This is a genomic window from Streptomyces sp. RLA123 (assembly GCF_056270165.1).
The window spans coordinates 1,595,657-1,621,605 of the sequence record NZ_JBWDOR010000003.1 but is presented as its reverse complement, the minus strand read 5'-3'; the positions used below and the strand labels follow the sequence as shown (position 1 = coordinate 1,621,605).

General features: G+C 68.3%; 13 protein-coding genes. 6 read left to right on the top strand and 7 right to left on the bottom strand.

The genetic code is table 11. The features are described from left to right. Positions 1–54: 54 nt before the first annotated feature. Both drmD and RV983_RS07295 read left to right on the top strand, forming a co-directional pair. A complete protein-coding gene (drmD, locus tag RV983_RS07300; protein ID WP_475984971.1) occupies positions 55–3,294 on the top strand; it encodes a DISARM system SNF2-like helicase DrmD in 3,240 nt (1,079 codons plus the stop codon). After that, positions 3,291–7,625 carry an Eco57I restriction-modification methylase domain-containing protein gene (locus tag RV983_RS07295; protein ID WP_475984970.1) on the top strand — a complete coding sequence of 1,445 codons (4,335 nt, stop codon included), beginning with the start codon at positions 3,291–3,293 and terminating at the stop codon, positions 7,623–7,625. The genes drmD and RV983_RS07295 overlap by 4 nt, the downstream gene beginning before the upstream one ends. An 83-nt stretch (positions 7,626–7,708) precedes the next feature. Here RV983_RS07295 and RV983_RS07290 read toward each other — a convergent pair whose 3' ends face one another. Continuing rightward, on the bottom strand, positions 7,709–7,915 hold the full coding sequence (locus RV983_RS07290) for a DUF397 domain-containing protein (protein ID WP_475984969.1): 207 nt from the start codon (positions 7,913–7,915) through the stop codon (positions 7,709–7,711). Then, on the bottom strand, positions 7,912–8,730 hold the full coding sequence (locus RV983_RS07285; RefSeq protein WP_475984968.1) for a helix-turn-helix domain-containing protein: 819 nt from the start codon (positions 8,728–8,730) through the stop codon (positions 7,912–7,914). The genes RV983_RS07290 and RV983_RS07285 overlap by 4 nt, the downstream gene beginning before the upstream one ends. Before the next feature lie 259 nt (positions 8,731–8,989). Here RV983_RS07285 and RV983_RS07280 point away from each other — a divergent pair, with 259 nt between their 5' ends. The 3 genes from RV983_RS07280 (at position 8,990) to RV983_RS07270 (ending at position 10,762) form a co-directional block, all read left to right on the top strand. After that, complete coding sequence (locus RV983_RS07280) at positions 8,990–9,508, top strand: ATP-binding protein (RefSeq protein ID WP_475984967.1); 519 nt, start codon at positions 8,990–8,992, stop codon at positions 9,506–9,508. Positions 9,509–9,594: 86 nt separating this feature from the next. After that, positions 9,595–9,924: a deoxyxylulose-5-phosphate synthase gene (locus RV983_RS07275; protein WP_475984966.1), complete on the top strand. Its 330-nt coding sequence runs from the start codon at positions 9,595–9,597 to the stop codon at positions 9,922–9,924. 181 nt (positions 9,925–10,105) lie between these two features. After that, positions 10,106–10,762: an SMI1/KNR4 family protein gene (locus tag RV983_RS07270; protein ID WP_475984965.1), complete on the top strand. Its 657-nt coding sequence runs from the start codon at positions 10,106–10,108 to the stop codon at positions 10,760–10,762. 185 nt (positions 10,763–10,947) lie between these two features. On the opposite strand, the gene RV983_RS07265 is transcribed toward RV983_RS07270, so the two are convergent. The 4 genes from RV983_RS07265 to RV983_RS07250 all read right to left on the bottom strand — a co-directional run bounded on the left by RV983_RS07265 (position 10,948) and on the right by RV983_RS07250 (position 17,314). After that, positions 10,948–11,316 carry a hypothetical protein gene (locus RV983_RS07265; protein ID WP_475984964.1) on the bottom strand — a complete coding sequence of 123 codons (369 nt, stop codon included), beginning with the start codon at positions 11,314–11,316 and terminating at the stop codon, positions 10,948–10,950. 323 nt (positions 11,317–11,639) lie between these two features. After that, entirely contained in the window at positions 11,640–12,893 is a 1,254-nt protein-coding gene (locus RV983_RS07260; protein WP_475984963.1) for a hypothetical protein, read from the bottom strand. 815 nt (positions 12,894–13,708) lie between these two features. After that, complete coding sequence (locus tag RV983_RS07255; RefSeq protein WP_475984962.1) at positions 13,709–16,255, bottom strand: GmrSD restriction endonuclease domain-containing protein; 2,547 nt, start codon at positions 16,253–16,255, stop codon at positions 13,709–13,711. A 219-nt stretch (positions 16,256–16,474) separates the two neighbouring features. Continuing rightward, positions 16,475–17,314, bottom strand: coding sequence for a hypothetical protein (locus RV983_RS07250; protein WP_475984961.1), 840 nt, complete (start codon positions 17,312–17,314; stop codon positions 16,475–16,477). Between the two features lie 380 nt (positions 17,315–17,694). Here RV983_RS07250 and RV983_RS07245 point away from each other — a divergent pair, with 380 nt between their 5' ends. Then, complete coding sequence (locus tag RV983_RS07245) at positions 17,695–23,613, top strand: AAA domain-containing protein (RefSeq protein WP_475984960.1); 5,919 nt, start codon at positions 17,695–17,697, stop codon at positions 23,611–23,613. Positions 23,614–23,673: 60 nt separating this feature from the next. On the opposite strand, the gene RV983_RS07240 is transcribed toward RV983_RS07245, so the two are convergent. Further along, complete coding sequence (locus tag RV983_RS07240; protein WP_475984959.1) at positions 23,674–25,845, bottom strand: UvrD-helicase domain-containing protein; 2,172 nt, start codon at positions 25,843–25,845, stop codon at positions 23,674–23,676. Between the last annotated feature and the right edge of the window lie 104 nt (positions 25,846–25,949).

Here is a 25,949-nt window from a genome sequence, read left to right as displayed (position 1 = left end):
GGAGACAGGACACTGTCTACGGACGGCAGCAGAGACACCGAGGGGACAGCGCCCATGACGCCAGCAGCTCAGCGCGAGACCGAGCGCACCGAGGCGGAACAGCTCCCCGAGGAGGGCAACCTTGTCGAGGTGCGCGGCCAGTCCTGGGTGGTCTCCCGCGTCGAGCCGTCACCGGCCGCCGACGGCGACGACGAGCGCAGGCCCGCCACCCTCGTCCACCTCCAGTCCGTCGCCGACGGACGTTTCGGCGACACCCTCTCCGTCATCTGGGAGGTCGAGCCCGGCCGCCGTGTCCTGCCCGCCGGTTCCCTCCCCGACGCCTCCACCGGCTCCTACGACCCTCCGGGCCGCCTTGCCGCGTTCCTCGATGCCGTCCGCTGGTCCGCCGTCGCCTCCGCTGACGCCAAGACGCTCCAGGCTCCGTTCCGCTCCGGCGTCGCCGTCGAGCCGTACCAGCTGGAGCCGGTCTCCCGGGCTGTCGGCGCACCTCGCGTCAACCTGCTCCTCGCCGACGACGTCGGCCTCGGCAAGACCATCGAGGCCGGTCTCGTCGTCCAGGAACTGCTGCTGCGCGGCCGTGCCCGTCGCACCATGGTCGTCTGCCCGGCCGGCCTGACGCTCAAGTGGCGTGACGAGATGGCCGAGAAGTTCGGCCTGGAATTCACCATCGTTGACTCCGAGCACTGCGCCCGGCTGCGCCGCACCCACGGCACCGCCGCGAACCCCTTCCGCGTCCACCCGCTGACCATCGTCTCCCTGCCCTGGTTGCGCGGACAGAAGGCGCAGCGCCTCCTCGACGAGGTCATCGGCGCGCCCGAGGAGAGCTCGGACGGAGAGCACAAGCGCTTCTTCGACCTGCTCGTTCTCGACGAGGCCCACCACGTCGCGCCCGCCGCGCCCAAGCAGGTGTACGCCGTCGACTCCCAGCAGACCAAGCTGATCCGGCGCCTCGTCCCGCACTTCGAGCACCGGCTCTTCCTCTCCGCCACGCCGCACAACGGCTATCCCGAGTCCTACACCGCTCTCCTGGAACTCATCGACGACCAGCGCTTCGCCCGCGGCGTGGACCCCGACAAGGAAGCCCTCAAGGACACCGTCGTACGGCGCCTGAAGTCGACCGTCACCAACGCCGACGGCACGCCCCGCTTCCGCACCCGCAAGACCCTCGAACTCTCCGTCGACTACACGCCGCAAGAGCGCGAGATCCACCAGCTGCTCGGATCGTTCGCCGATCTGCGCCGTAAGAAGCTGACGCCCACGGCCCGCGGCGGGCGCCGCGCCGCCGACCTGGTGACGCTGCTACTGAAGAAGCGCCTCTTCTCCTCCCCGGCGGCCTTCCTCCACACCGTCCAGGTGTATCTCTCCCACCTGGACGACACCGGCCCCGCGCGCGGCCGTGCGGCCGCGGCCGAGGTCCCCGAATGGCTGGAGGAGTTCGCCGACCTCGTCGCGGACCTGGACGACACCGGCCTCGTCGACGCCGAGGACGACGCCCTGACCCGTTCCACCTCCCTCACCCCGGCCGAGGACGGTCAGGAACTCGACCTGCTGCAGGAGATGGAGCGCTGGGCCCTCACCCACGAGGCCGCTCCGGACTCCAAGGCAGACGCCCTCATCCGCACCCTCAAGGCGCTCTGCCGTCCCGACGGCAGGAACTGGACCAATGAGCGGGTCGTCATCTTCACCGAGTACCGCGACACCCAGGAATGGCTGCACGACCTCCTCCAGCAGGAGGAACTCACCGGCGGCGGCCGCGTCGAACGCCTCCACGGCGGACTCTCCGCCGAGGAACGCGAGCGCATCCGCCTCGGCTTCCAGGCCGAGCCGTCGCGGGCTGAGGGCAAGGTCCGCATCCTCCTCGCCACCGACGCCGCCGGCGAGGGCATCGACCTCCAGAACCACTGCCACCGCCTGATCAACTACGACATCCCGTTCAACCCCAACAAGCTCGAACAGCGCATCGGCCGCATCGACCGCTGGGGCCAGAAGAACGACCCGGAGATCACCCACTTCATCGGCTCCGGCTGGCAGCAGGCCCAGGCCGGCTCCTACGAGGCCGACCTGGAGTTCCTCTCCCGGGTGGCCAAGAAGGTCGCCCGCATGGAGCAGGACCTCGGCTCCGTCAACGCCGTCCTCGCCGATGCCGTACAGCGCCGCATGACCGGCGACACCGCGCCCGTCGACATCGAGAACGCCAAGCCCAGGCCCATCAAGGGCCGCCGCACCGGCGGCGACGTCGCGCCCGAGCAGAACGTCACCGCGCAGACCAAGAGGCTCGCCGACCAGTACGAAGAGACCGTCGACTCCCTCGGCCTCACCCCGGCCAACGTCAAGCGCGTCGTCGACACCGCCCTCGCGCTCGACCACCAGCCCGCGCTTCTTCCCTCCCTCCTCCGCGCGGAGGACTTCGAGCCAGGCGACCTCTTCGACGTGCAGCCCCTGTCCGGCAGCTGGGAGCGAGCGACCCGGGGCCTGGCCCACAAGCTCCGCGAGGGCGAGCAGCGGCCGCTCACCTTCTCCCCGATGGTCGCCGCGCAGGGCCGCGACGACGTGGTCCTCGCCCACCTCAAGCACCCGCTCGTCGCCCTCTCCACGCGCCTGCTCACCGCCGCCGTCTGGAACGCCGACTCGGTCGGCCTCAACCGCGTCACCGCCGTCGTCTCCGACGACCCGGCCGTCACCACGACCCTGGTCTCCGCCTATGCGCGCTACGTCCTTGTCGGCACCGACGGCACCCGCCTCCACGAGGAAGTCCTCCACGCGGGCGGCTGGTTCGGCGACACCGGACGCTTCCGCCGCTGGGAGTCGGTCGGTGAACAGGGCAGGGTCCTGTCCCGCGCGCTCACCGAGGGAAGCGAAGCCGCCCCGCACCTGCGCAAGGAACTGACCGACGCCTGGCCGAGGCTCCGTGACCCTCTCTACAAGTCACTGAGGACGCGGGCCGACGAGCTCGGCCGCCAGCTGGAGAGCCGACTCGCCGATCGCCGGGCAGAGGAGGAGCGCCGCATCATCGCAACCCTCGACCGCTTCGAGGCCACCCTGCGCGCCAAGCTCAAGGAGGAGGGGGACGGCGAAGGCGAACAGCTCGCCCTGCTGTCCACCCACGAGCTGACCGGCCACGAGCGCCGCCAGTTCGAGGACGACCGCCGCCGCTGGCAAGAGCGCATCGAAGGCCTTCCAGGCGAGCGCGAGCGCGAACTCGCGGCCATTGCCGCCCGCTACCGCGAGCCCCGTTCCCACCTCTTCCCCGCCGCCGTCGTCTTCGTCATTCCCGCAAAGGACGCCCGCCGATGAGCCCCCGCCGCCCGATGAGCCCCGGACTCGCCGCCGCCAAGGCACAGGCCGCCGACGGCCGCAGGCAGCACCAGGAGTGGCTCGACCTCAGCGAGGTCTCCGGCCCCTTCCTGACCATGCCCGTCCTGCTGCGGGCCTGGCCCCAGCTCGATCCCCTGGAGAAGGACGAACGGGCCCGGCTGCGCGCCCGCCACGCCGACTGGCAGACCGACACCACGGCGGGCCGCGACGAGTGGGTGGCCTACATCCTGCGCCGCCTCCTCGGCTGGGACGACGCCCTGACGTTCCGCCAGGGCGATGCCGAGCACCACGGCCTGGACCGCCTCACCCTGCGTGTGGCCGAGCACAACACCGAAGTCCGTCCCGACTTCGCCCTCGTCGAGCCCGGCACCGACCTCGCCGCCGAACCGGACACCGCGTCCGCCGCCAAGCGCGTACGCCTCCTCGGCATCACCGTCCCCGCCGGCACCGCGCCCACCGCCCGCGCCGGCGGTGGCGGCGACTGGGCCGCCGCCCCCGCCGACCGCCTCGCCCGACTCCTGCGGCACCACGGCGTCCCCCTCGGCCTCGTCACCGACGGTCGCTGGTGGTGCCTGGTGTGGGCCCCGCTCGGCGGCGTCACCACCACGGCCGTCTTCGACTCCATCGACTGGAACACGGCTGCCGATCGCTACGTCGTCCGCGCCTTCGCCTCCCTGCTGAGCCGCCGCCGCTTCTTCGAGTATGAGGAGGCCGAGACGCTCGTCGGCCTGCTCAAGGCCAGCCTCGCGGCCGGCGAGGACGTCACCGAGGCCCTGGGCATCCAGGTCCGGCAAGCCGTGGAACTCCTCGTCGACGCCATAGGGCGGGCCGACGTGCGCGCCGTCGAACATGGCGCGCCCGGCCTGCACGCCTCCGGCGTGGCCGCGGGCGTGGTCTACCGCGGAGCCGTCGCGGTGATGATGCGCATCGTCTTCCTCCTCTTCGCCGAGGAACGCGGACTGCTCCCCGCCGACAACGAGGTGTACGCGCGGTCCTACTCCGCCCGTTTTCTGCGCGACGAGCTCAAGGCCCGCGCGGACGAGGAGGGCGAGACCTCGCTGGAGCACACCACCTCCGCCTGGCACCGGCTGATCGCGCTCTTCCACGCCGTGCACGGGGGAGTGGACCACCCGGGCTCGGGCTTCCACCTGCCCGCGTACGACGGCTCGATCTTCGACCCCGACACGTACCCGTGGATGGAGCACACCACCCCGCTCCTCCCGATCGACGACCGCACGGTGCTCCACATGCTCCAGGCGGTCCAGGAGGTCCGCGTCGGCAAGGGCAAGGACCGCGAGGTCCGCACGCTCAGCTTCCGCGCCCTGGACGTCGAGCAGATCGGCTACGTGTACGAGGGCCTGCTCTCGTTCGACGGGCGCCGGGCCACCGAGCACATGGTGGGGCTGATCGGTCCGGAGGGGCTGGAGCACGAGGTGCCGCTGCGGGAGCTGGAGTCCCTGGCGGCGAAGGCAGGATCGGTCAAGGCGCTGGCGAACGCAGTCCACGAGAAGTGGAAGGACCCCAAGCCTCCGGCGACGGCGGGCCAGTTGGAGAAGCGCCTCGCTCCGCTCGCGGCGGAGGACGCGGCGGAGGCGCGGCGCCGGCTGAACGCGGTAACCAAGGACCCGGCGCTGACGGAGCGGCTGCTGCCGTTCGTCGGCATCCTCCGGGACGACCTGCGCGGCCTGCCGACGGTCATCCCGAACGGCGCTCTGTACGTCACCGAGTCCTCGCTGCGGAAGAACACGGGCACCCACTACACGCCCCGCTTCCTGGCGGAGGAGGTCGTGCTGCACGCCCTGGAGCCCCTGGTCTACGAACCAGGCCCGCTCCAGACGGCGGACACGGCGGAGTGGCGCCTGAAGTCTCCCGAGCAGATCCTCGACCTGAAGGTCGCGGACATCGCGATGGGCTCTGCGGCGTTCCTGGTGGCAGCTTGCCGCTACCTGGCGGACCGGCTAATCGAGGCGTGGGAGTCCAAGGGCCGGGCGGACGCGATGGCGTACCGGGCGGGGCGGGCCGTGGACGCGGTGACGGCGGCCGACGCGGAGCAGGACCCGGTGGTGGTCGAGGCACGGCGCGAGATCATCGAGCACTGCCTGTACGGGGTGGACATCAACCCCATGGCGGTGGAGATGGCCAAGCTGTCGCTGTGGCTGGTCTCCATGGACCCGGGCCGTCCGTTCACGTTCCTGGACGACCGGCTGGTGGCGGGGGACTCACTGCTGGGCGTGCACAGCATGGAGCAGATCCAGTCCGTGCACATGAAGCCGGGGCAGCAGGCCGACATCCTGGCCGAGCAGGCGCGGCAGTTGGTGGACGAGCTGACGCGGGAGCGCCTGGCGATCACCGCGATCAAGGGTGTCGACCTGCCGGCGCTTCAGCAGAAGCGCGAGCGCCTGGCGGAGGTCAACCGTCATTCGCGGCGACTGCGGCTGGTGGGCGACCTGATCGCGGGCGCGGCACTGGCGACGTGCGCGTCGGGGCGCGTGGAGTGGTACGCGCAGAACGGCGGCGAGCGCGTCAGGGACCTGTTCCCGCAGGCGGCGTGGATCGTGAGACAGATCGTTGAAGACGGGGTCGAGGATGACTCGGACGTGGTGCGCGAGGCGCGTGCCACGGCGGAGGAGTGGCTGGCGGCCGAACTGCCGGACGGGGCACTGCAGCGGCGGCCGGTGCATTGGCCGCTGGTGTTTCCTGAGGTGTTTTCGCTGCGAGGTGGGTTTGACGCGATTGTGGGGAACCCGCCGTTTGTTACTGGTCGGGACATCACCTCCAGTTTTGGTCAGGGATATCGCGAAAACCTCGTGGAGCATGTCGCTAACGGCGTGCGGGGGAGTGCGGACCTTGTTGCGTACTTTGAGCTGAGAATCCATCAACTTCTTAACGCCGGCGCGCAGACCGGAGTGGTTGCGACGAATTCGCTCGCACAGGGACAGTCACGCGCCGTCGCTCTCGATCAGATTGTGTCGCTGGGTGTTCGCATCAGGAGGGCAATCAGGAGTGCCCCGTGGCCAGCGAAGTCTGCAGATGTCGAATATTGTGCCATTTGGACGAGTGTGGCTACTGTGAGACGTGGATCCGCGTTTGTATTGGATCAGAAGAGCGTGCAGGTCGGGATCACTGCGTCGCTCTACCCAGAATCCAGGATCTCCCTCTGGGGGGAGTCCCTGGTGTGTAATCGCGGTCTGTCATTCGTCGGTTCCAAGCCCCTCGGTGAGGGATTTGTGATCGATAAGCCCACTGCCGTTTCTTGGATGGCGGAGGATCCGGAAAATCGCCGCGTCCTGTTTCGTTACGTGAACGGAAAGGAGTTCAATGCCAGGCCAGATCAGATCGGTGATCGCTGGATCGTGAACTTTGGCGATATGCAAGAACGTGAAGCTCGAATGTTTGCAGCGCCGTTCTCTCGTGTGGAAGAGGAGGTGATGCCGGACAGGCAGAGGCGGAAGCCCGATGGAACGTTTATCGTTGGCGAGAAATTTGCCAAGCGTTTTTGGGAATACGAGCGTAGGAGAGAGTCCTTGTATAAAAGGATCTCTCCACTTTCGAGAGTAATCGCCATGACGCAGACGAGTAAGACCCTTGCGCCAGCGCTTGTTGCTAACGGGGTGGTCTTCGATCAGAAGATTGTGGTATTCGCGTCCAGTGATGAGGGTCTTTTTGCCTTCCTTTCGTCTTCTGTGCATTACTGGTGGGCGTTGTTGAGTGGAGGTACCCTCAAGTCTGACGCCAGTTACACGCCCAGTGAGATCTTCGAGAAGCTCGTCAGGCCTGTCCTGACACCTAAGTTGCGCGAGGTGGGCAACCGCCTTGACGAGCACCGTCGGCAGCTGATGCAGCGCCGCAACGTCGGTCTGACCGACACATATAACCTCCTCCACGATGCGACCTGCCAAGACGGCGACATCAGTGAACTCCGGCGCGTTCACAAGGAGATCGACAAGGCCACAGTTGAGGCCTACGGCTGGCACGACCTCTTGGATGAATCCGGGAAGACGCCCCCCGTCGATCCGACCCACGAGACGTTCCCACTCGACCACGACTTTCACGAGACCGATCAAGGCACGCGCTATACCATCAGCCCGCTCGTCCGGACCGAGATTATCGACCGGCTTCGCCAGTTGAATCATCAGGCGTACGCCGACGAGGTCCACCTGGGCTTGCACAAGGAGTTGGAGACGAAGGCGAGGGAGAAGCACCCTGACCTACCCTTGCCCTCCACCGAGGCGATTCGAAAGCGCAAGGAGAAGTTGGCCGCGCGAGGTGGTTCGGATTTCGGTGAGGGCGCCGATGGTGCCCTCTTCTGAGTCGCCAGAATGACGACGGGCTCGTTCGCGTCACAGCAAGTTACCTGAACGAGCCGCTGTTCCGCGTAGAAGCGCTGGTTGGCCTACCCCGCCGCGAGTGCCACGAACGCTGCCCACTCGTCCCTGTCGAACTGCAGCACAGGGCCGCCATCCACAGCCTTCGAGTCCCGCACGTGCACGGCATCCGGGCCGAAGGCCACCTCCACGCAGTCGCCGCCGCCCGATCCGCTGTAGCTGCTCTTGAACCAGCGCAGTTCGTCCGTGCTCTCGGGTACCTGCTCCACGCTCATGGTTCTCCCACCAACCGTTGGATTAGCCGCGCAGACTCCACGGGGTTCAACGCCTGCGACCGCAGCTTGCCATACCGCAGCCCGAAGGCGCTGACCTCTGCCGGATCACGGACGACGCACCCGACCTCTTGGGCCTCGATGTACCCAAAGTGTCGGTGATCGTTCGTCTCCAGCACCACGAACGGCCCGTTGAGCCCGACGTGGAATCCCGGCGCAGTTGGCATCACCTGAACCTCGGCGTTGCGCAGCGCACCCACTTCCAGCAGACGCTGCCACTGAACGCGCAGGACCTCCGTGTCACCTACCGGGTTGCGAAGCGCCTCCTCGCTGATGATGAACGACAGCTCCGCCAGCGGCACCCGTGTCAGCAGCTTCTGGCGGCTCAGACGCGCCTCCGTGTGCTGGTCGATGGTCTCCTCGCTCAACGGGGGACAGTGCCCGGCGAACACCGCCCGCGCATACGCCTCTGTCTGCAACAGCCCCGGCACCAGCAGCGGATCGTACGAGAAGCGGCTGACCACGTCCGCCTCGATGAGGGCGAAGTCGCGGAAGAACCTGGGCAGCTTGGCCCGGTCCACCTCGTCCTGGAGCACTTCCAGCACTCCGTCCGCTCCGAGAACCCGGTCCGCTGCCTCCGTGAACGCCGCTTTCGCAGGCCGCCGGCCCTGTTCGACCGAGGCGACCTGCTCCAGCGAGTAGCCGATGGCCTCCCCGAGGGCCTGTTGGCTCAGCCCCGCCTGCTTGCGGAGATGCTGGAGCAGTTTGCCGTAGGCCGACCATACGCCCGGCGGGTCGCCCTCCTCATTCGTCCTCACCGTGTGACCGTTCCGCGTGTCCCGCACCGCTCTCACGCCCTTCCGTGCCGGAGCGCCCCGCCCACGCCCAGAGCGGCGCTCACCACCCCCACGCCACCGGGGCAATGTTCAACGCATGCCGGAGCAACGGGGACACGGTCGCGGGCCCGTACAACACCCGTACAACCGTGGCAGGCAAGCACTCGCACCCCGTACGAGGCGGCGGGTGTACGGCCGTCGTACCTGGCGAGCGGCACACCTGTCCACCCACGCTGGAACCGTGACGCAACAACAGACCACCGACGAGTCCCACTTCCCCGAGCCCCAGTTGAGCCTGTGCTTCACCAGCACCCGGCGGGGAGCCCGGCTGGCGCGTCAACTCGCCGTCCAGCAGTTCACCGAGTGGACCGGCCTAGCGCACGACTGCGGCTCCGCGCACGCCGTCGCCCTCGTCACGGCCGAGCTGGCGTCCAACGCCATCACCCACGGCCGCCTCCCCGGCCGGGACTTCCGGCTGACGCTGCTCCTCCTGCCGCAGGCGGTCCGGATCGAAGTCACGGACACGCGCCCGGAGCGGCCGGTCCGTCACCCCGTGGCCGCGCCGACGCCGCACGCGGCGGTATCGGGGCGGGGGCTGTTACTGGTCGCCGCGTACGCGTGCCGCTGGGGCTGCGAGACCGGGGACGCCTACACGAAGACCGTCTGGGCGGAGGTGTCTCTCGAACCGCCGAGCACCGTGCCGCCTGTCCCCATGAGGCACGCCCCGGCGGAGGCCGCCCGGCAGCCTGGCCACACATGAGACAGACACGGATGCGCGGACCTTCGAGAGCATCCCGGCTCCGAAATCGCGTCGAGTTCTTCGCGGGCGCTGCATAACCTGGCGACATGGCCCACGCGAAGACCTCGTACGTCTGCCTGCCCTGCCGGGCATCGTACAAGCAGTCCTATGACAGTGACAGGCAACGGATCTGCCCGCGCTGCGCGGAGCCGCTGATTCACGTGGGGTCGGCCTTCGCCGCGCCCCGGCGCCGGGACACCGCGGCATGGAGGACGCTCTCCGTCCTGCTGCACGCGGGCGTCCGCTTCCACAAGAGCTGCTGCGGCGGCCCCGGCTTCCGTCCGCGCACCCTGCGCGAGGTGCGCGAGCGGATGGCGTACGCCCGTCGTACCGGCGAGCCCTTCGCCGGGGCACTCGTAGGGCCCGATGTGCCGTGACGGGGAACGCGGACCTGGCGCGGCTCGTGACGCCGCCGGCAGTTCCGGTCGACGCCCGCGGAAGCTGGGCCGCCGCGGAGACCGCGCTCGGCACAGGGCTGCCCGACGACTACAAGTACCTCGTCGCGACGACTACCTCAACCTCAGGACGCCGTTCGGCACGAGCGAGTACAACGGCGTCGTGTGGCAGAGCGGCACGCCGTCGGACACGGCCGAGAGCGACCCGGAGCGTTTCCCGTACGCTCTTCACCCGGCTCCGGGCGGGTTGCTGGTCTGGGGCACCACCATCGACGCCGACCGGCTCTGCTGGCTCACCACGGGGGCACCCGAGAGCTGGCCCGTCGTGGTGTGGAGCAGCGAGGGCTGGTACGAGACCCACCCCATGGGCGCGGCCGAGTTCAACGAAGCCTGGGTCGGGGGACGTGCCGGCTCCCGGCTGCTCGCGGACATGGAGCCGGACCTGGCTCCGTGGTTCAACGCCTTCCGGCCACGCACTCACCGCTGCCTCCGTCTCTCCGAGGGCCCGCTCGCGCACGCCCAGCGCCTGGCGATCCTGCGGGAGGCCCTGGCCCCGACCGTGGACCGGGGCAGTTGGCGCACGGAACAGGGTGAGTCGGGCCAGGATCATTTCGCGACCGTCGAGACGGACTGGTTGCTCACCTACGACGTGTCACGCCCTCACCAGATCCGCATCTCGTTTCCGCCCGAGGACGGCGAAGCAGCTCGGCAACGCCTCTTCGCCGCCGTCCGGCAGATGCGATGCGAGGTGCTCCTGATCAGCGCGTCCGACGGTGTGCCCCTGCCGGCCTGGGACGAGGTCGCCGACGAGGACGCGTAGGCGTCGCACGGCTCATCCCTCGCGAGCAGCAAGCGGTCGCCAGGAACGCCCGCCTCATCAGAGGACAGCACTGATCGCCCGCCTACGATGGCGACGGCCTCCGCCGGTGAGCAGTCCGGTTTGCGTTGGAAGACACGAGTCAGGGCTGGGAGGCTGCGGGGCGGGAGCATTGAAGGAAGGGTGCGTCAGCGACCCGCGTAGTGCTCCGCCAGGTCCTTCAGCTCACGGGTCCACAGCTCCACATCGTCACCCAGCCGCTTGTACGGCGCGCGCCGGGCCAGCTTGAAGAAGCCGCCGGACGGCCAGCCGGTGTCCTTCAGAACGACGAGGGCGGACAGCAATGGCAGCGAGCCGTCCGGGCTCTCCTGAACCGAGGCGTCTTCCAGCAGGTAGGGCATCGGGCCCTCGTGGGGCGGGACATGATGGCCGAGACATGCCAGTTCGGTGCTCAGTTCGCCGTACTGCAGCGGTGTCGCACCTTGCCGTGCGCGGGCGCGCAGAATCTCGATCACGGCGTCCAGAGCCCGCTCGTACTCAAGGGTGCCCTTCTGCATCTGCCTTCCCCTCCCATATTGTCGGCCTCTGCCCGGGAATCCTATGCGCCACGGGTCCGGAAGGAGAGGGTCGGTGGGACGCTCCTCCAGTACCAGGACCGGATGCACATGGCGGCTAGGGTGAGCGGTCCGGAGCTGGTGGGTGTGGTCGAGCGCCTGGCCTATGCCCTATGGACCTGCTGGTCTGCGCTCTCCCGGCCAGGGCCCTGATCCTCGGCGATGAAGATTTCCGTACCGCGCGACCACCCGGCATCGAATTATTCGGGCTCTTCGCGATTAAGGGCGTAATCGGGCCGCGCACTCGGCTGACGGTCGGCGCTCACTCAGCCTTCCTCGTTGCGTTCTCCCTCGTCCCCGCCCCGACGGCGCACCCGCTCGGCGATCCCGCTGGCGAGCCTGCCCTTTACCGAGTTGGCCCGGTCGAGGGTCTCGTTGCCGAGGCTCCTGGCGGCAACGACGCCCTTTGCTCCTGTCTCGAGTGCCTTGTCCCTCGCCTCCGCGGCCGCGTCCACCCACCGTCTCGCCTCCGCGGATTGGCGGCCGGACTCGATCCCGAGCCGCCCGTGGAAGTCATGGACACCGGTCGCGACATGGTTGCTCGACTGGACCACAGCCGGCGACTTGGTCGGGTGCAGCAACACCTTCGCGTTGGCCGTGCCGGCCACCGCATTCATCCTGGCCACCAGACGCTCGGTGCTCCGCAAGATGAGTTCCTGCCGGTCCTGCCGTGCAGCCTTCAGCCCGAGGCGATGCCCGTTCAGCTCCTCCGGGGACGCGTCCAGCACCCGGTCGAGTTCGAGCACGGCGATCGCGTCCTGCAGTTGGAAGCAGCGCGCAAGAACAGCGAGCCACTCCCGAACCACGGACTCGGCATCCTTGGCCGTCGTGGCGAGATCACCGATCTTGGCTTGGCGCTCCATCTTCTCCGCGACCGCGTCGAGTTGACGCAATGCGTACACCTGGGTTTCTGCGATCGTCGTCGGGGCGGTCTGTACCTTCGACCACGTGACCTCGTCGACTCCATGCCTGTTCTCGCGGATGGTCATGGCCTCCTCGATGACGAAGCCGACTCCGATCATGCCGGCCAACACAGCGTCCTTCTGGGCGCGCAGCACGTCGTCGACCTTCGCGTCGATCGTGGCGAGATAGTCGGTGATCTCGTCCATGCTCTGTTGCATCGCAACCTGCGACATGAGCTTCGCAGCATTGGCGAGAACCGCCGGGTTGGTCAGAAGCGATTTGGGCCCCTTCACGAACTCGACAAATCCCTTGATCTGGCCCTTTTTGCCCTTCAGTACACCTGTGCTGAGTCCCGTCTTCGAGCTTTCCCTCAGCCCGTACTTCTTGACAAGCTCTGCCGCCTTCGGAGTCAGCTTCACCCAGCGACTGGAGTTGGCGGCGATCTCCGAACCTGCCTGCGCGACTATGGCTCCGGTACTGGCGACGGATTTGAGCCGTTGCAGTCCGAGGTCCTTCGACGACAATCCCTCCGAGACGAGGAAGCGTTCGACGTCCGTCGCATTCCCGATGACCGCCAGTCCATCACCGTCGCTGATCAGCTGAATCTCGTTGTCCATCGTCTGCTCCTGAAGTCGCGTCTCGCGGTTGGAGGTAGTCGGGGTGCACGTGGTGATCGCCGGGCTGTCCGTCGTCACCGGCAGAGACGCGAGCCCGACGGTGCCCTCCTGGTCTGTCGCGTCATGGCGCCCGATTCGTGCCGTCGCCGCGGCTGTCAAGCGGTCGCGCGTGACACCTACGTCCGGCGCCCGGCCAACGAGCCACTAGGGTCGCGTCCCACCACGCTGCTGGTGACGATGCACCGCAGTGCTGGGGTCCACGGTCAGGGCCTTGTGCCCGTGGCGGCCGATCTGCCGACCGCGCAGGGGACCGCCCATCATTCCGTCCCGGGCGGAGTAGGCGATACGGGGTGAACATGGCCTCCTTCTGCCCGCCGCAACTCCAGGCAGGCGGCGGACCTGCCTTGGAGCAAGTGCGAGAAGCCTTCTTCGTTCACGACGCAGACGTGGTGCCCCTGGCGGCGCCGGAGTTCGGCATCCACCAGTGTGTCGCCGTAGTTGCGCCGAGTATCGCTCACGGCCTTGCTCGTGAGATCACCGAACACGACCAGGGTCACCTTTCGGGAAAAGTCCGTCTTCGGCGTTGCGCCGCGATCCCTGGCCCTCTTCTTGCACTTGTCCCTGACTGTCCACACGCCGTCAATATGCACACGGCCCGTGAAGCAGATGGTCCGATCTCTGAGGCTGTGAACCTCTCCATTGCATTGCCGGTCTGTCATGAGTGCTCCTTCCAGCTTTGTCGCTGCCTGCCGTAGCGCCTTCCGGAGCTCAACAGGATGTACAACAGATGGGTATGGGGGCGCTCGTCGCGGCGTTCAGGCCCTTCGGGCCAGGTCCAGCGCCGCCGTGTGGACGAACCAGTCCAGCACCTCGCAGATCGCGTCGCCGTGCTCGGCGAAGACCTGCACCGGGAAGGACGGACGCAGGTCCAGCTTCGCCTCGGGCAGTTCGATTCCGTCGATCTTGTTGAGACGCTGCAGGAGCTCGCGGCGCTGTTCGACGTCGTCGAACGGACTGCGGGTCTTGAGGTACTGGAAGACGACCTCGACCGTCCCGCTCACGGGGTAGATCCAAATCGGCCACATCAGGTGAGGCTCCCGGCTCGTACCGACGTCCAACGTCGGGAAGCAGCTTGTCTCCTCGTGGCGGCCGTAGTCGATGTAGCCGCCCTGTCGGCGCCAGAAGTCGAGTGCTCCCAGGACCCCAGCGGACGCTTGCGGCCAGTGCTGCTGCAACTGCGTGCGGAACCGGTCGGCTGCCGCAGTGTCCTCCCCGTCGGGAAGGGGGTCGTGCTCGGTCGGCTGTGTGACGTCCTTGCCGAGCAGGGTGGCCAGCTCGGCGGCGGTCAGGCGCTGCGAGCGATGGGCCCGCCCCGAAGGGTCGAACCTCACTCCCTCGCTCATCAGCAGGTCCTGCGGTGGCTGCCTTTCGCTGCCCTCTGGCCAGCGGAAGGCGGGAGAGATCCTGCCCTCGGAGGTGAGCACCCGGTAGGCCCCCATCACCGACGAATTGGAGCCCAGATACGTGCCGACGGGCACGGGGTGGCTCCCGATGAGTTCGGCGACATCGCCGTACGTCGTCCACGTGCCGCTCGGCATCGCCACCAGGGCCGATCGCAGTTCGGCCCAGCCCGACCACTCCTCGCCGGCGGCCTTGACCCCGCCGATCGGACCGGGCCACAGCTCCACGGCCCGCTCCGTCAGGCGGCCGGCACGACCCAGAATCTCCGCCTTGCCCCAGCGCTCCGCCGAGGCGATCTCCAGGTTCATGCGCAGGGCACTCGACTCGAGGATCTGCTGCTTGCGCTCGAAGGGGTGATTGGAGAGCTTCGAGTTGTCGCCGGTCAGCGTGAGGTTGCCGAGGGTGTGGACCAGCAGGTCGTGCAGTTCCTGGGGAGTCTGGTTCGGCTCGGTCTCTTCGGCGAGCAGCTCGAACCATGCCGGTGCCGGGCGCTGCGGCAGGACGTGCTCCACGCTGATGGAGGCCTTGGCGAAGTCGACGGGCTCGGTGGAGCGGTAGCTCTCCTCCAGGCGGCGCAGGATGTAGCTGCGCTGCGGAGGGCGACCACTCCAGTAGAAGGGCTTGCTGCGGACCGCCTCGCGCAGCTCGTCGTTACTCGGCCACCGGCGGCGCCGACTGGACAGGAACCGGTGGACGGCCTCGGCGGCCGGCCGGTCGGTCTCCAGTTCCTTCGGGGCTTCCATGAAGATACGGTTGAGGCCGGTGGTCGGTGTCTGGCAGATGAGGCGCCGAACCAGGTAGGACTCGACATAGAGCAGGGCCTGCGCCGCGTCGTCGGGAGTCGTACTTCCGGCGTCGATGAGGTCCAGGAGGTGCAGCGCGAGTGGGTAGTGGGTCTGGCCGCCCCACGCGGTGAGGCGTTCCAGCACCGCGCGGAGCGCGGGCGACATCTCGCGGTGGGGCTCGATGATGCGGAGGAACCGCCTCCCACGCTCGGCCAGTTGCGCGATCTCCGCCTGCAATGCGTTCTCGTCGCCGGCCAAGGGCTGAAGCCGCTTCTGCTGCTCGCGGTAGATCTCGCTCTGCTTGGTCTTGTGGTGGCCGCGTACGACCAAGTCCAGCCAGACGAGGAGTTCGAGGTTCTTCGGGCCGAGGCTCTGCTGCATGGGCAGCCACAGTTCCTGGTAGACCCGCTCACCCCGTTTGGGCAGCAGCATGAACACGTAGTTGCGCAGCAGATCGCTCTGGCTCAGCCCGACACCCGTGTTGTTGATGGACTCGAAGATGCGGTACACGTTGTCGCCGGGCTCGGCGGTGATCTCCACGATCGAGAGCAGGTCCTTGAGGACGGTTTCGACCGTTCCGATCCACCGCTCGTCGCCGGACTCCTGGCCCTCGGCGAGCGCACCGCGGAAGTAGCGGTAGGCAGCGCCGACGTTGTCGCTCCCGCCGGCTTCGGCCCGGGACTGGACACAGGCGGTGTACGCCTCCCGGTCCGCTTGCGTGGGCAGCAGCCGATAGTGGTCGATGCCCTCGTGGAACTCGTTGACGAGTATCTGCCGATGGACCCTGTCCACGCCGCGCAGGTCGCCGGACTCCTTGAGGTGATCGCGCAGAGCGGTGAACGCCAGCATCAGCGTCGTCAGTCGCTGCTGACCGTCCACGACCAGCCACCTCTGGACCCCGCCGGCCTGGATCTGGCCGGGGGCCAGCACTACCGAGCCGAGGAAGTGTGGTGCCGTGGAATCCCCGGAGACGTGCTGGTCGACCAGTTCGGTGACGTCCTCCCAGAGACGCTTCAGCTGATCCGGGCCCCAGCTGTACGTGCGCTGGTAGAGCGGCACTTGGAACTGCTTGTCCCCTTGGACGAGCTTGAGGAAGGTGATCTCCTGCGCGCGCATGCGGTTCCTCTCCCTGCCGGGTGTGCGGGTATCTGCCACCCATCCGGCGTTCCTGCCCCGGGATGGCACAGCGGTCACGAATCTAACGTGAACACAGTCAACGATGGTGATTTTCGATGACTTTCGGCTCCTGCGCAGCGAGATGTCTCACGGCTCAGCCGATTGAGGCCGTCACGTGTGCGGAGCCGCCATTTTTTGTGCGGCTCGCAGAGGCTGCTGTCAGGCCTGTCCGACCATTGGCGCTGTGCTCGTCTGCTGGGAGAGCCTGGGCATCGTCTCGTTGGGGGACCGGCGCAGAAGCTTGATGCTACGACCTTCCACCCAGGCATTCCACGCCTTGAGGTAGTACAGCAGGTGCTCACGCGAGTCATCGCGGCGACGGTGTGCATTGCCCGCGGCCAGGCTGAGCATGGTGTTGCGCAGGGTGAGGCGAGGGTCGCCTGATTCCAGTCGCGCGCCGGTGACGACCCCGTCGAGCCAGGAGGACTGATCGATGTCGGGCCGTGCCACCGTGGTCACGTACCATCCGATCGTCGCGGCCGTGACGGTGATCCGGCATCCACGGTTGAGCGCGATGCCCTGGTTGAGGGCGTCGCGGATGCCGGGGTGCTTCTCGAGCATGACCAGGAGCTGGTCGTTGCTGGTTACGGATGAGCCTCCGCTCCATGCGGAGTTCGGCACGTGCAGGTAGAGGTGGAGTCCGCGCAGGGCTGCGGCGAGGTGCGTCGCGTTGGTCTCTCCCGCGAGGGCGAGCGCATCCCGGCCGGTGCGCTTGCGCCCCGTGTCCATCACGGTGAACGCGGTACGGGGCACGCCATGGGTGACGGTCAGCGGCACGGTAACGCCGGCCCTGACGATCGCGGCCAACCGGTGCTGGCCGTCGATGAGTACGTCGTCCTCGTCAAAGGCGATGCCCTGGTGCGTGAGTTGCCATTCCCCTCGCTGGATCTGGCCGGCCAGCTGCTGCACCGTGTTCTTGCTGAGGGGGCGGTTGTTGGTGTTCCGAGTGAGCCACTCCGCTGCCAACTCGGGCGAGACGTCGATCACTTCCATATGCATGGCGCGTGTGCCTCTTCTGTGGATGGTCGCAAGCGGACGCGTGACGCCCAAACCAAGACTGCATGCCGATGTGAACTTAGTCAATCAATTAGCGAGTCCATCGGGATCCGCTCGCGGATCGTGTGGGTGCGCATCCGGCGCCGGGGCGTTCGACTGCAGCGAAGGGGGGACTTGGTGGTCTCTCCTCGCTTTGGAGCGCTGTATGGTCGCAAGCTTCCGTAACGCGGTGACCTTGGCGGTGTTCCTGATACCCTCGCCGCGTGTGCTGAGTTCACACTCAACTTGGTGCGCCGGGGAGCGTGTCGCGTACGTGTTGGGCGTGGCCAGGGGTGGGATTCGAGGGTGGCCACCAGGTGGCCTCCGGAGCAGTGGGGTGGCGTGTGAGCCAGAGCGAGAGTGGCCTGGGCGACGGCGTACAGCCGGTCGGTTCCGTTTATCAGTACGACGATGGGCTGTATGTCCGGGTCGACGACGTCGTGCCGTATGAGTTGGCCGATCCCGGCGACTCCTACGGATACCGGCAGGGCGACGACTTGGTGTCCTGCACTCTCTATCTGAGCAACGGCACCGGCGGCCCCGTCGATGTGGACGGCATCAGCCTGCTCGTGAGGAGCGGGCCGTACGGCAAGACCGGTCGCCAGGTGCAGGACCGCAGCTCCGACGTGCTCGACGACGTGCTCGACGGCACCCTGCGCAAGGGCCGGAGGGTCTCGGCGACCTGGGCGTACAGCATTCCCGCCGGCACTGTCGCAGAGCTGGACATCGAGGTCCGGTTCCCGGGTTCGCCCGCCCGTGAGAGCGTCACCTTCACCACGGCCGTAGCGTCGTCCGTCGGGGTCCGTGCTACGGCCGCCCGAACGATGTCGGCACCGCTCCCGGATCAGGAGGCTCTCTTCGGCGAGCAGCAGCAGTCCCTCTTCGCGGAAGCAGGGCCGGAGTCCGCGGGCGGCCATGGCGGCCTTGCCGACGCGGGCGAGTCTCGGCCCAGGGGACGGGTGAAGCTCGGGGCCGTGCCGGCGCAGGCAACCGGTGCCGGACGGCAGGGCCCGCAGACCGTCGCACAGGAGCCCTCCGCCGACGAGACCGATGCCACCCGCGTCCGGCAGATCTTCCGCTTCCTCGCCGAGGCGGAGGAGTCGAAGGCCCGGCCCGTGCGCACGCTCGACGGGGCAGCCGGCACCGTGTGGTTCGAGGAACTGCCGGACATGCCCGGCGTCGAGGTAATGCTCGACGGAGTGCTCGCCACTGACGACCCGACCTGGCTCAGCGTCGCTCGCCCCGAACGCGAGGATGCCCCTCAGCCCAAGCTCCCGCTCACGCCCTGGGTGGACGAGACGCGCACGCGGGACTTCAAGCAGACCCGTGCCCCGCATCTGCGCCGCCGGATCGAGCCCAAGTTCCCGGACTGGTCCCAGGGCACTCCGCTGGAAAAGTCCTACCACGAGCTGGAAGAGCACCCCGAGCGCGAAAAGATCGAGAAGCTGTACGCCGCGTGGGAACAGGAGTGGCTCGCCTGGGCGGAACGACGTCGCGCCATCGACCCCTTGGTCAGGCTCTACGACCGGCTGCACAAGATGCACGAGGACGCCGCCAACCTCGGCGAGGCGTACGAACTCGTTCTCGGTCTCGGCCGGCTGACCTGGCAGACGGCGAGTGGCCAGCGGGTGGAACGGCACCTGGTCACCCACCGGGCCACCATCCAGCTCGATCCGTCCACCGGAACGCTCACCGCTGCCCCGGATCCGACCGGCGTGGGCCTGGAGCTGGAAGAGGGCATGCTGGAAGGCGCCCAGCACGTGCCCGGGCCCGTCCGGGAGACGATCGTCCAGGTGCTGGAAGGCGCGTCCGACCTCACGGACCCCGAACACCTCGATGCGGTGCACACCGCCCTGCGCAGCTGGGTCAACGCCGCGCACAGCGCCGGAAGCTACCTGCCGACTCTGGAGCGCGCGAAGCCGCGCACCCTCGACGTGCCCCAGGTGGGTTTCACGCCTGCCCTCGTCCTGCGCGAACGCAACCGCCGGTCGACGATGGACGCACTCAAGGCCATCGCCCGCCAGATCGACGCGGGCACCCCTCCCACCGAACTGCTCGGCTACATCGCCGGTCGCAACGGGGCGTTGACCGCCGCCGACCTGGCGGCGGCCGAGGAGAACGGGGCGGACGGCGGCAGCGGAGAGATGTACTTCGCGCTGCCTGCCAACGAGGAACAGCGCACGATCGCGGAGCGTCTGCGCGCCAACCGCCTGGTCGTCGTCCAGGGCCCGCCCGGCACCGGCAAGACGCACACCATCGCCAACCTGGTCACGGACCTGCTCGCACAGGGCAAACGGGTCCTCATCACCAGCCACACCCCGCGCGCCCTGCGTGTCCTGCGGGACAAGCTGCCGGAGTCCATCCGTGATCTGTGTGTGAGCCGTACCGAGGACGGCGCGGCCGCTCAGCGCGAGCTTGAGGCGTCTGTGCAGAGGATCCTCAGCGAGTACGCCGGGTACGACCCCAAGGCCTCGCAGAAAGAGATCCGCAACCTCCAGACGCGGCTCGCCGCGGCCCGGTCGGCGCAGCAGACGATGCTGCGCGACCTGGCGGTGCTGCGCGAGCGGGAGACCCACCGCTTCGACGCGGAGATCGGCGACTACCGCGGCAGCCTGCAGGAGATCGCCGAACGCCTTGCCTCCGAGGCGGAGCGCTTCGACTGGCTCGGCACGGTCCCCCAGGAGCAGCCGACCGTCGGTGCCGATGAGGCACTGCGTCTGCTGCATGCGACCCGTGCCTTCACCCCGCACCACCGGGCACTGGCCGCTGAGGTGCCCGGCCCCTCCGAGCTGCCGAGTCCCGGCGACTTCGAGGAGGCCGTGTCCGTCGTGCGTTCGGCGGAGGACGCCCACGCGGCAGTGCGGCAGGATCCGCTGAGCCAGCAGTACGACACGGCTGTGCGCGGTCTCGGTGAGGCCGAACAGCGTCGGCTTTCGGCCGCGCTCGACGGATTCTCCGCCGCGCGTGGCCGTGCGGCTTCGCTGGCGGCGGCGGCCGGCGATTGGGCCGTGACGCTCTTGAAGGAGGTGAGTGCCGGGCAGGACTGGCAGGCGCGCAGCCGGCAGGCAGCCGTCGCCGACGCTCTCGCGGCCATCGACACATCGCTCGCCACGCTCGGAACCGCGATGGTCAGTGGCCTGGAGACGTACGATCCGGCCGCCGCACTCGGCCAGGCCACCGCACTGCACGACGGGCTCGACCAGGGGCAGAAACTGCGTGGGCCGCTCGGCATGCGCTCGAAACTGGCCAAGGCCTCCGGCGCGTTCGTGGACGCGGTCCGGGTCGACGGGCGTGCCCCGGAGGATGCCGAGACCGCGGCTGTCGTCCTGGCCCGTGTACAGCTCGAGCTGCGTCTGGCGCAGGTCGAGTCCGAGTGGGGAGCCCCCACCGGCGCCTGGCAGGGCCACGGCCCGCGACTCGCTCGCCTGCGACAGGAAGCGGAGGTCCTTGAAGCACTTCTCGCGGTCGTGGCCGCCCGCACCGAGGTGCTCACCGCCGCGGCCACGTCGGCGGAGCTCTCCGTCGCCACGTGGCACGACCTGACCGTCGAGAACGCCGTGCGGGCCCTGCTCCGCGCGGCGGCCACCCTGCGCGCAGCCGAGCACTCACGCAAGTCGATCCTGGACACCGAGGAGCTCCTGCGCGCCTGGACCGACCGGCCCGGCGTGTCGCCCGCCGTGGCGCGCGCGCTGGACACCGTGCGCGCCCAGGACCCCGCCGGCTACCGCGAGTTCAGCCACGAGATTGCCGAGATCCGCGAGGCCGTCCGGCTGAGGTCCGAACAGCACAGCGCGCTCACTCGCGTACGCGAGGCGTTCCCCGCGCTCGCCGAGCGGATCACCGATACCCCCGAGGACGCGGCCTGGGACGCCCGGCTGACACACCTCGCGGAGACTTGGGCGTGGTCCGCGTGGCGCGAGCGCATGGAGCGGCTCACCGATCCGGAGGCCGAGCGAACCCTGCGTCGCCGGCTGACGGAGGCAGACGACGAGGCGCGCATCATGCTTGCGCGGCTCGCCGCCGCCCGGGCCTGGCACCGCTGCCTCGGGCTGCTCACCGGCGACCAGTCCCGAGCCCTCAGCGCCTACCAGCTGGCCGCTCGCCGGATCAAGGGCAAGTACCAGCACCGCTACCGGCGTGACGCCCAGGACGCCCTGCGCAAGGCTCAGACGGCGGTACCGGCCTGGATCATGCCGTTGCACCAGGTCGCGGAAACAGTGCCCATGGACCGGCCCGGCATCTTCGACGTGGTCATCGTCGACGAGGCGAGCCAATCGGGCCTCGAGGCCATGCTGCTCAGCTGGCTCGCCGACCGGATGGTCGTCGTCGGCGACGACAAGCAGGTGAGTCCCTCCAACGTCGGCCTCAAGCAGGACGAGTACTTCCATCTGAGGGACCGGCTGCTCACCGCACTCGAGCCCGACGTCCGCAGCCTGTTCGGCCCCGAGTCCAGCTTCTTCGACCTGACGCAGTCGTTCTCGGCGGGCCGTGGCTCACTCATGCTCAAGGAGCACTTCCGGTGCATGCCGGAGATCATCTCCTTCTCCAACGAGCTTTGCTACAGCGGCCGTCTCCAGCCCCTACGCCAGTACGGCGCAGATCGGCTGCCCCCGGTCCGTACCGTGCACGTCGAGGGCGGTGAAGCCCTCGGCACCAACACGCGGCTGGCCAATCCCGCCGAGGCCGAGGCGCTCGTCGACGCGATCGTGCGCTGCTGCGCCGATCCCGCGTACGCCGGGAAGACCATGGGCGTGATCAGCCTCCGCTCCAGCAAGGGACACTTGGCGGAGCTGGAGAATCTGCTCGCCGAGCGCCTCGACTACGAGCAGCGCGAGGAACGCCGCATCCGGGTCGGTGACGCCGAGGACTTCCAGGGCGACGAGCGGCACGTCATGTTTGTCTCCTGCGTCAACTCTGCGACCAGTGCGGCTGGCACCGTGCCGGGAGGCTTCAACGGGAAGACGTACGAGCAGCGCCTCAACGTCGCCGCTTCCCGCGCGCAGGACCAGGTATGGGTGTTTCACAGCGCGCGCCCCGAGCAGTTCCACGAGAACGACCTGCGCCGGCAGTGGCTCGATCACCTCACCCGGCCCGCGGAGGAGGACACCGCCGCGGTCAACGGGGAAGTGTTCCCGGACGTAAGGCACGAAGCGTTCGACAGCCTGTTCCAGCAGAAGGTGTACCTGGAGCTGACCGAGCGCGGCTATCGGGTGCGGCCGGGGTACCGCGTCGGCCGCCACACGATCGACCTGGTCGTCGAGGGCGGCACCCGCAGACTTGCGGTCGCCTGCGACGGCGACACCTTCGCCGAGGGTGAGGACGCGTCCACTGCTGCCGCCCGTCAGCGTGACCTGGAACGTGTCGACTGGAGCTTTGTCCGTATCCGCGGCAGCCGGTTCCACTTCGACCGCGAACAGGCGCTCGCCCCGCTGTGGGAGGAACTGGAGCGGTTGGGGATCGAGCCGTTCCGCGAGGATCCCCAGGAGCCCGGCACTCCCGCGGCGCCGACCGAGCCGGTGGTGGACGAGGACGGCCCGGATGGGACGGCCGCGGACGACGAGCACACGGACGACGCGGGCTCAGATGCGGATTCCCGCCCGGTCGATGTCGCCCCGGCCGTTCGGTTGGCAGTACGTGCATCCGAGCCCGCCGCGACGCCGGAGCCTGCGACCACCGCGACGCGGGACAGGATCCGGATGACGCCGCGCCCCCGCACGACGTCGACAGCGGCCAGGCCTGGCGCGCGATCGGTCGCCCCGGTGCTGCAGCCTCGGCGCGAGGAGGTACCGACCCGGAGCGTGCAGGGCGCGCTCCCCGTGCAAGAGATCCCTGCCGCAGCCTTCCACCGGCTGGTGCGCGAGATGCAGGAACTGCAGGCCGCCGTCGATGCTCCTGACGAGACCCCCGAAGGATTGGACGCGGCAAAGCTCGTGTTCCTGAGGAAGACGCAGGCTGATCAGCGTGACCGTCGTGCGCAGCGCTTGGCTTTCCTGCGGACGTTCCTCGACGCCGTACGCGTCGGGCAGGCGGCCGTGCCCGAGGTCGTGGTCCCCGGCTCGCTGCTCGTTCTGGAGTTCGACGGGAAGGTCGACAGTGACACCTTGTACACGGTCGCCGAACTGCCCACTGACGAGGGGGAGATCGTCTCTCCTTCGTCTCCGTTGGGGCATGCGCTGATGTGGCAGTCGGCGGGACGTGAGATCTCCTACGACGCTTCCCGTAACAAGACCCACAAGGTCGTCGTCCGGGAGATCCGGGTCTGAACACCCCGGGCGTCGCCGCCCGAACCCCAAGCCGGGTTCGGGCGGCGGCACCGCCGGCCCTCAGCCCGCGACCGGATCCAGCATGCGGCTCCGCTCACCGCTCCACGAGATCGCCAGCGCGTCGCGGGCCCGTGTGCAGGCCACAAAGAGCAGGCAGTGTTCGGCCAGCAGGTCCGACTGGTGCTGTACCGCATCCACTTCGACCGACGTCACCTGCGGGGCAAAGGGAAGCACGCTGGACGTCACGCCGACGACGGCCACGCAACGGAACTCCAGCCCCTTCATGGCGTGCATGGTGGCCACTCGGACCCCCGACACATCCGGTCCCGGATCGTCCTTGACCGCGACCGCTGGAATGCCCTCCCGCCGCAGGCGGGTGATCACGGCGTCGACCAAAGTGTTGAAACGAGCGCACACCGCGACCTCGGACGGCTTGACACCGTCCTGGTCGATCCAGGTCCGGATCTGCTCGACCAGCGCTCGCAGCTCCTCGTCCTGGCTCGTGTATCCGCGGGCCGCCGGCAAACGGCCGTGCAGCTGGGAGCGGTAGCCCCGGAGCGAATCCCGCCCACCGTCATCCTCGTCGTCCTCACCGAGCCGGCCCACGGGCTGACCGTCGAGCAGGGATGCGGACCAACGCAGAATCTCCTCCGTGCTGCGGTAGTTGATCCGCAGCCGGGACGTACGCCCCCGGACATTGATCCCCAGCAAGCGCAGCGAGACACGGGAATCGTAGATGCGTTGATGGGGATCGCCGACGATGAAGATGTCGTCGGACTGAGGAGCGACGCACGCGCGCAGCACGCGCCACTGGGCCGGGTGGAGGTCCTGGGCCTCGTCCACGACGACGTGACGGTAGCGCGGCCCGCTCTCGGCCAGGATCCCGGCCGCCTGGTCGCACAGCTGGGTGTACGTGGCCGAGTCGCGCGAGGCGAGGTCCGTCGTGAACCGTTCCATGACACGCCACAGCCGGGCCCGTTGCACTCGCCCCACCTGGGTGCCGCGCCCCCTCCGTACGCAGCGCAGATACTCCTCGGGCGTACGCAGCCCCTGCGCCAGCACGACGTTGCGGAACTCCTGGGAGAGAAACTGCTCCGTCCACGGGAGGTCCTCGCGTGCGATGGCACGCGTCCAGGCGCTCTTCTCCGCGGGGGAAGAAAGGGGCTTCAGCGAACTGCCACGCGCCTCGCGGACGACCCGGGCAGCGATTGAATCCACGGTCGTGACCTCGACCCGTTTCAGCAGGTGTGCATCCGCCTCGCCAAGCAGAAGCGCCAGGCTGTCGCGCAGAGCTGCCGCCATAGCGTTCGTGAAGGTGGTCAGCAGAATCCGCTCGCCCTCACTGCCGGTGCGCAGCAGATGCCGGACTCGGTGCAGGGCGACGACCGTCTTGCCGGTGCCGGGGCCACCCGTGACCTGAGCGGGTCCGTTGAAACCAGGGTGGTACGCATACCGGCGCTGGGCGGGGTGGAGGAAGATGCGCCAACGGGTGAGGTCCTCGCTGAGGATCCGCTCCAGCTCCCCGGGGCCCGTGACTTCCACCATGCGGTTGGGCGTGTTGAGAATGGCTTCGCTGAGGGTCACCGTCGGACGATCCTCCGCGCTGCGCACGGTCTGCCCCCGTGGGGCGATCAGTTGCTCCCAGACGTCCTGGGCCGAGTAATTCGCTGCCAGGAACTCCAGCACCTCGTACTGGTCGGCGGGCATCATGGGCGGCGCCATGACTGTCAGATCGTCGGCCGTGACGCAGACGCGTGCCAGGCGCAGAACCTGGTCGTCGATGCCGAGGTCACGCAGCACGGTGTCGGAGTGCTCTTCAAAGAGGCGGGCGGGGGCTGTGACAGCCTTCGTTTCGAAGTAGGTCTCCATCTGCTCCATGGCATCGACGTTGCGCACCTCCAGGCTTCCGGTGGCCCCGTTGACCGAGTAGACCCGCTTGCACGCCCAGTTGATCGCCTCGTCGTGCGGAGCGACCCGAAGGAGCGTGAACAGCTCGCTGCCGTCGTCGGGGGCCAGGAGAACCCCCCGGTAGAACTTGGTGATGCGTATGGTGCGAATCCGGTGGTCGCGCGCCCCTGTCAGTTTCTCCAGGTGCATGCCCTTGCTGGCATGGAGCTGGGGGACGGTCATGCTCCGGAACATCTGGATCGCGTCGTTGACTTCCTTCTGGACGGGTTTCTGCAGCGAAATCAGATCCGCGACGAAGTCGTCGGAGAGTGCGAGTCGGGGCATGGGTGTCCTCGGGCCGCAAGCGGGCGGTGGTCGAGGCACAGCCTAGAGACTTGTCGCACCTACGAGCGAGGGAGTACCGCGTACTCATTGTGTGAACTCAGTCA

Coding starts and splice junctions, on each gene's coding strand:
- drmD (WP_475984971.1), top strand. CDS start 55: ATGACGCCAGCAGCTCAGCGCGAGACCGAGCGCACCGAGGCGGAACAG.
- RV983_RS07295 (WP_475984970.1), top strand. CDS start 3,291: ATGAGCCCCCGCCGCCCGATGAGCCCCGGACTCGCCGCCGCCAAGGCA.
- RV983_RS07290 (WP_475984969.1), bottom strand. CDS start 7,915: ATGAGCGTGGAGCAGGTACCCGAGAGCACGGACGAACTGCGCTGGTTC.
- RV983_RS07275 (WP_475984966.1), top strand. CDS start 9,595: ATGGCCCACGCGAAGACCTCGTACGTCTGCCTGCCCTGCCGGGCATCG.
- RV983_RS07265 (WP_475984964.1), bottom strand. CDS start 11,316: ATGCAGAAGGGCACCCTTGAGTACGAGCGGGCTCTGGACGCCGTGATC.
- RV983_RS07260 (WP_475984963.1), bottom strand. CDS start 12,893: ATGGACAACGAGATTCAGCTGATCAGCGACGGTGATGGACTGGCGGTC.
- RV983_RS07255 (WP_475984962.1), bottom strand. CDS start 16,255: ATGCGCGCGCAGGAGATCACCTTCCTCAAGCTCGTCCAAGGGGACAAG.
- RV983_RS07250 (WP_475984961.1), bottom strand. CDS start 17,314: ATGCATATGGAAGTGATCGACGTCTCGCCCGAGTTGGCAGCGGAGTGG.
- RV983_RS07240 (WP_475984959.1), bottom strand. CDS start 25,845: ATGCCCCGACTCGCACTCTCCGACGACTTCGTCGCGGATCTGATTTCG.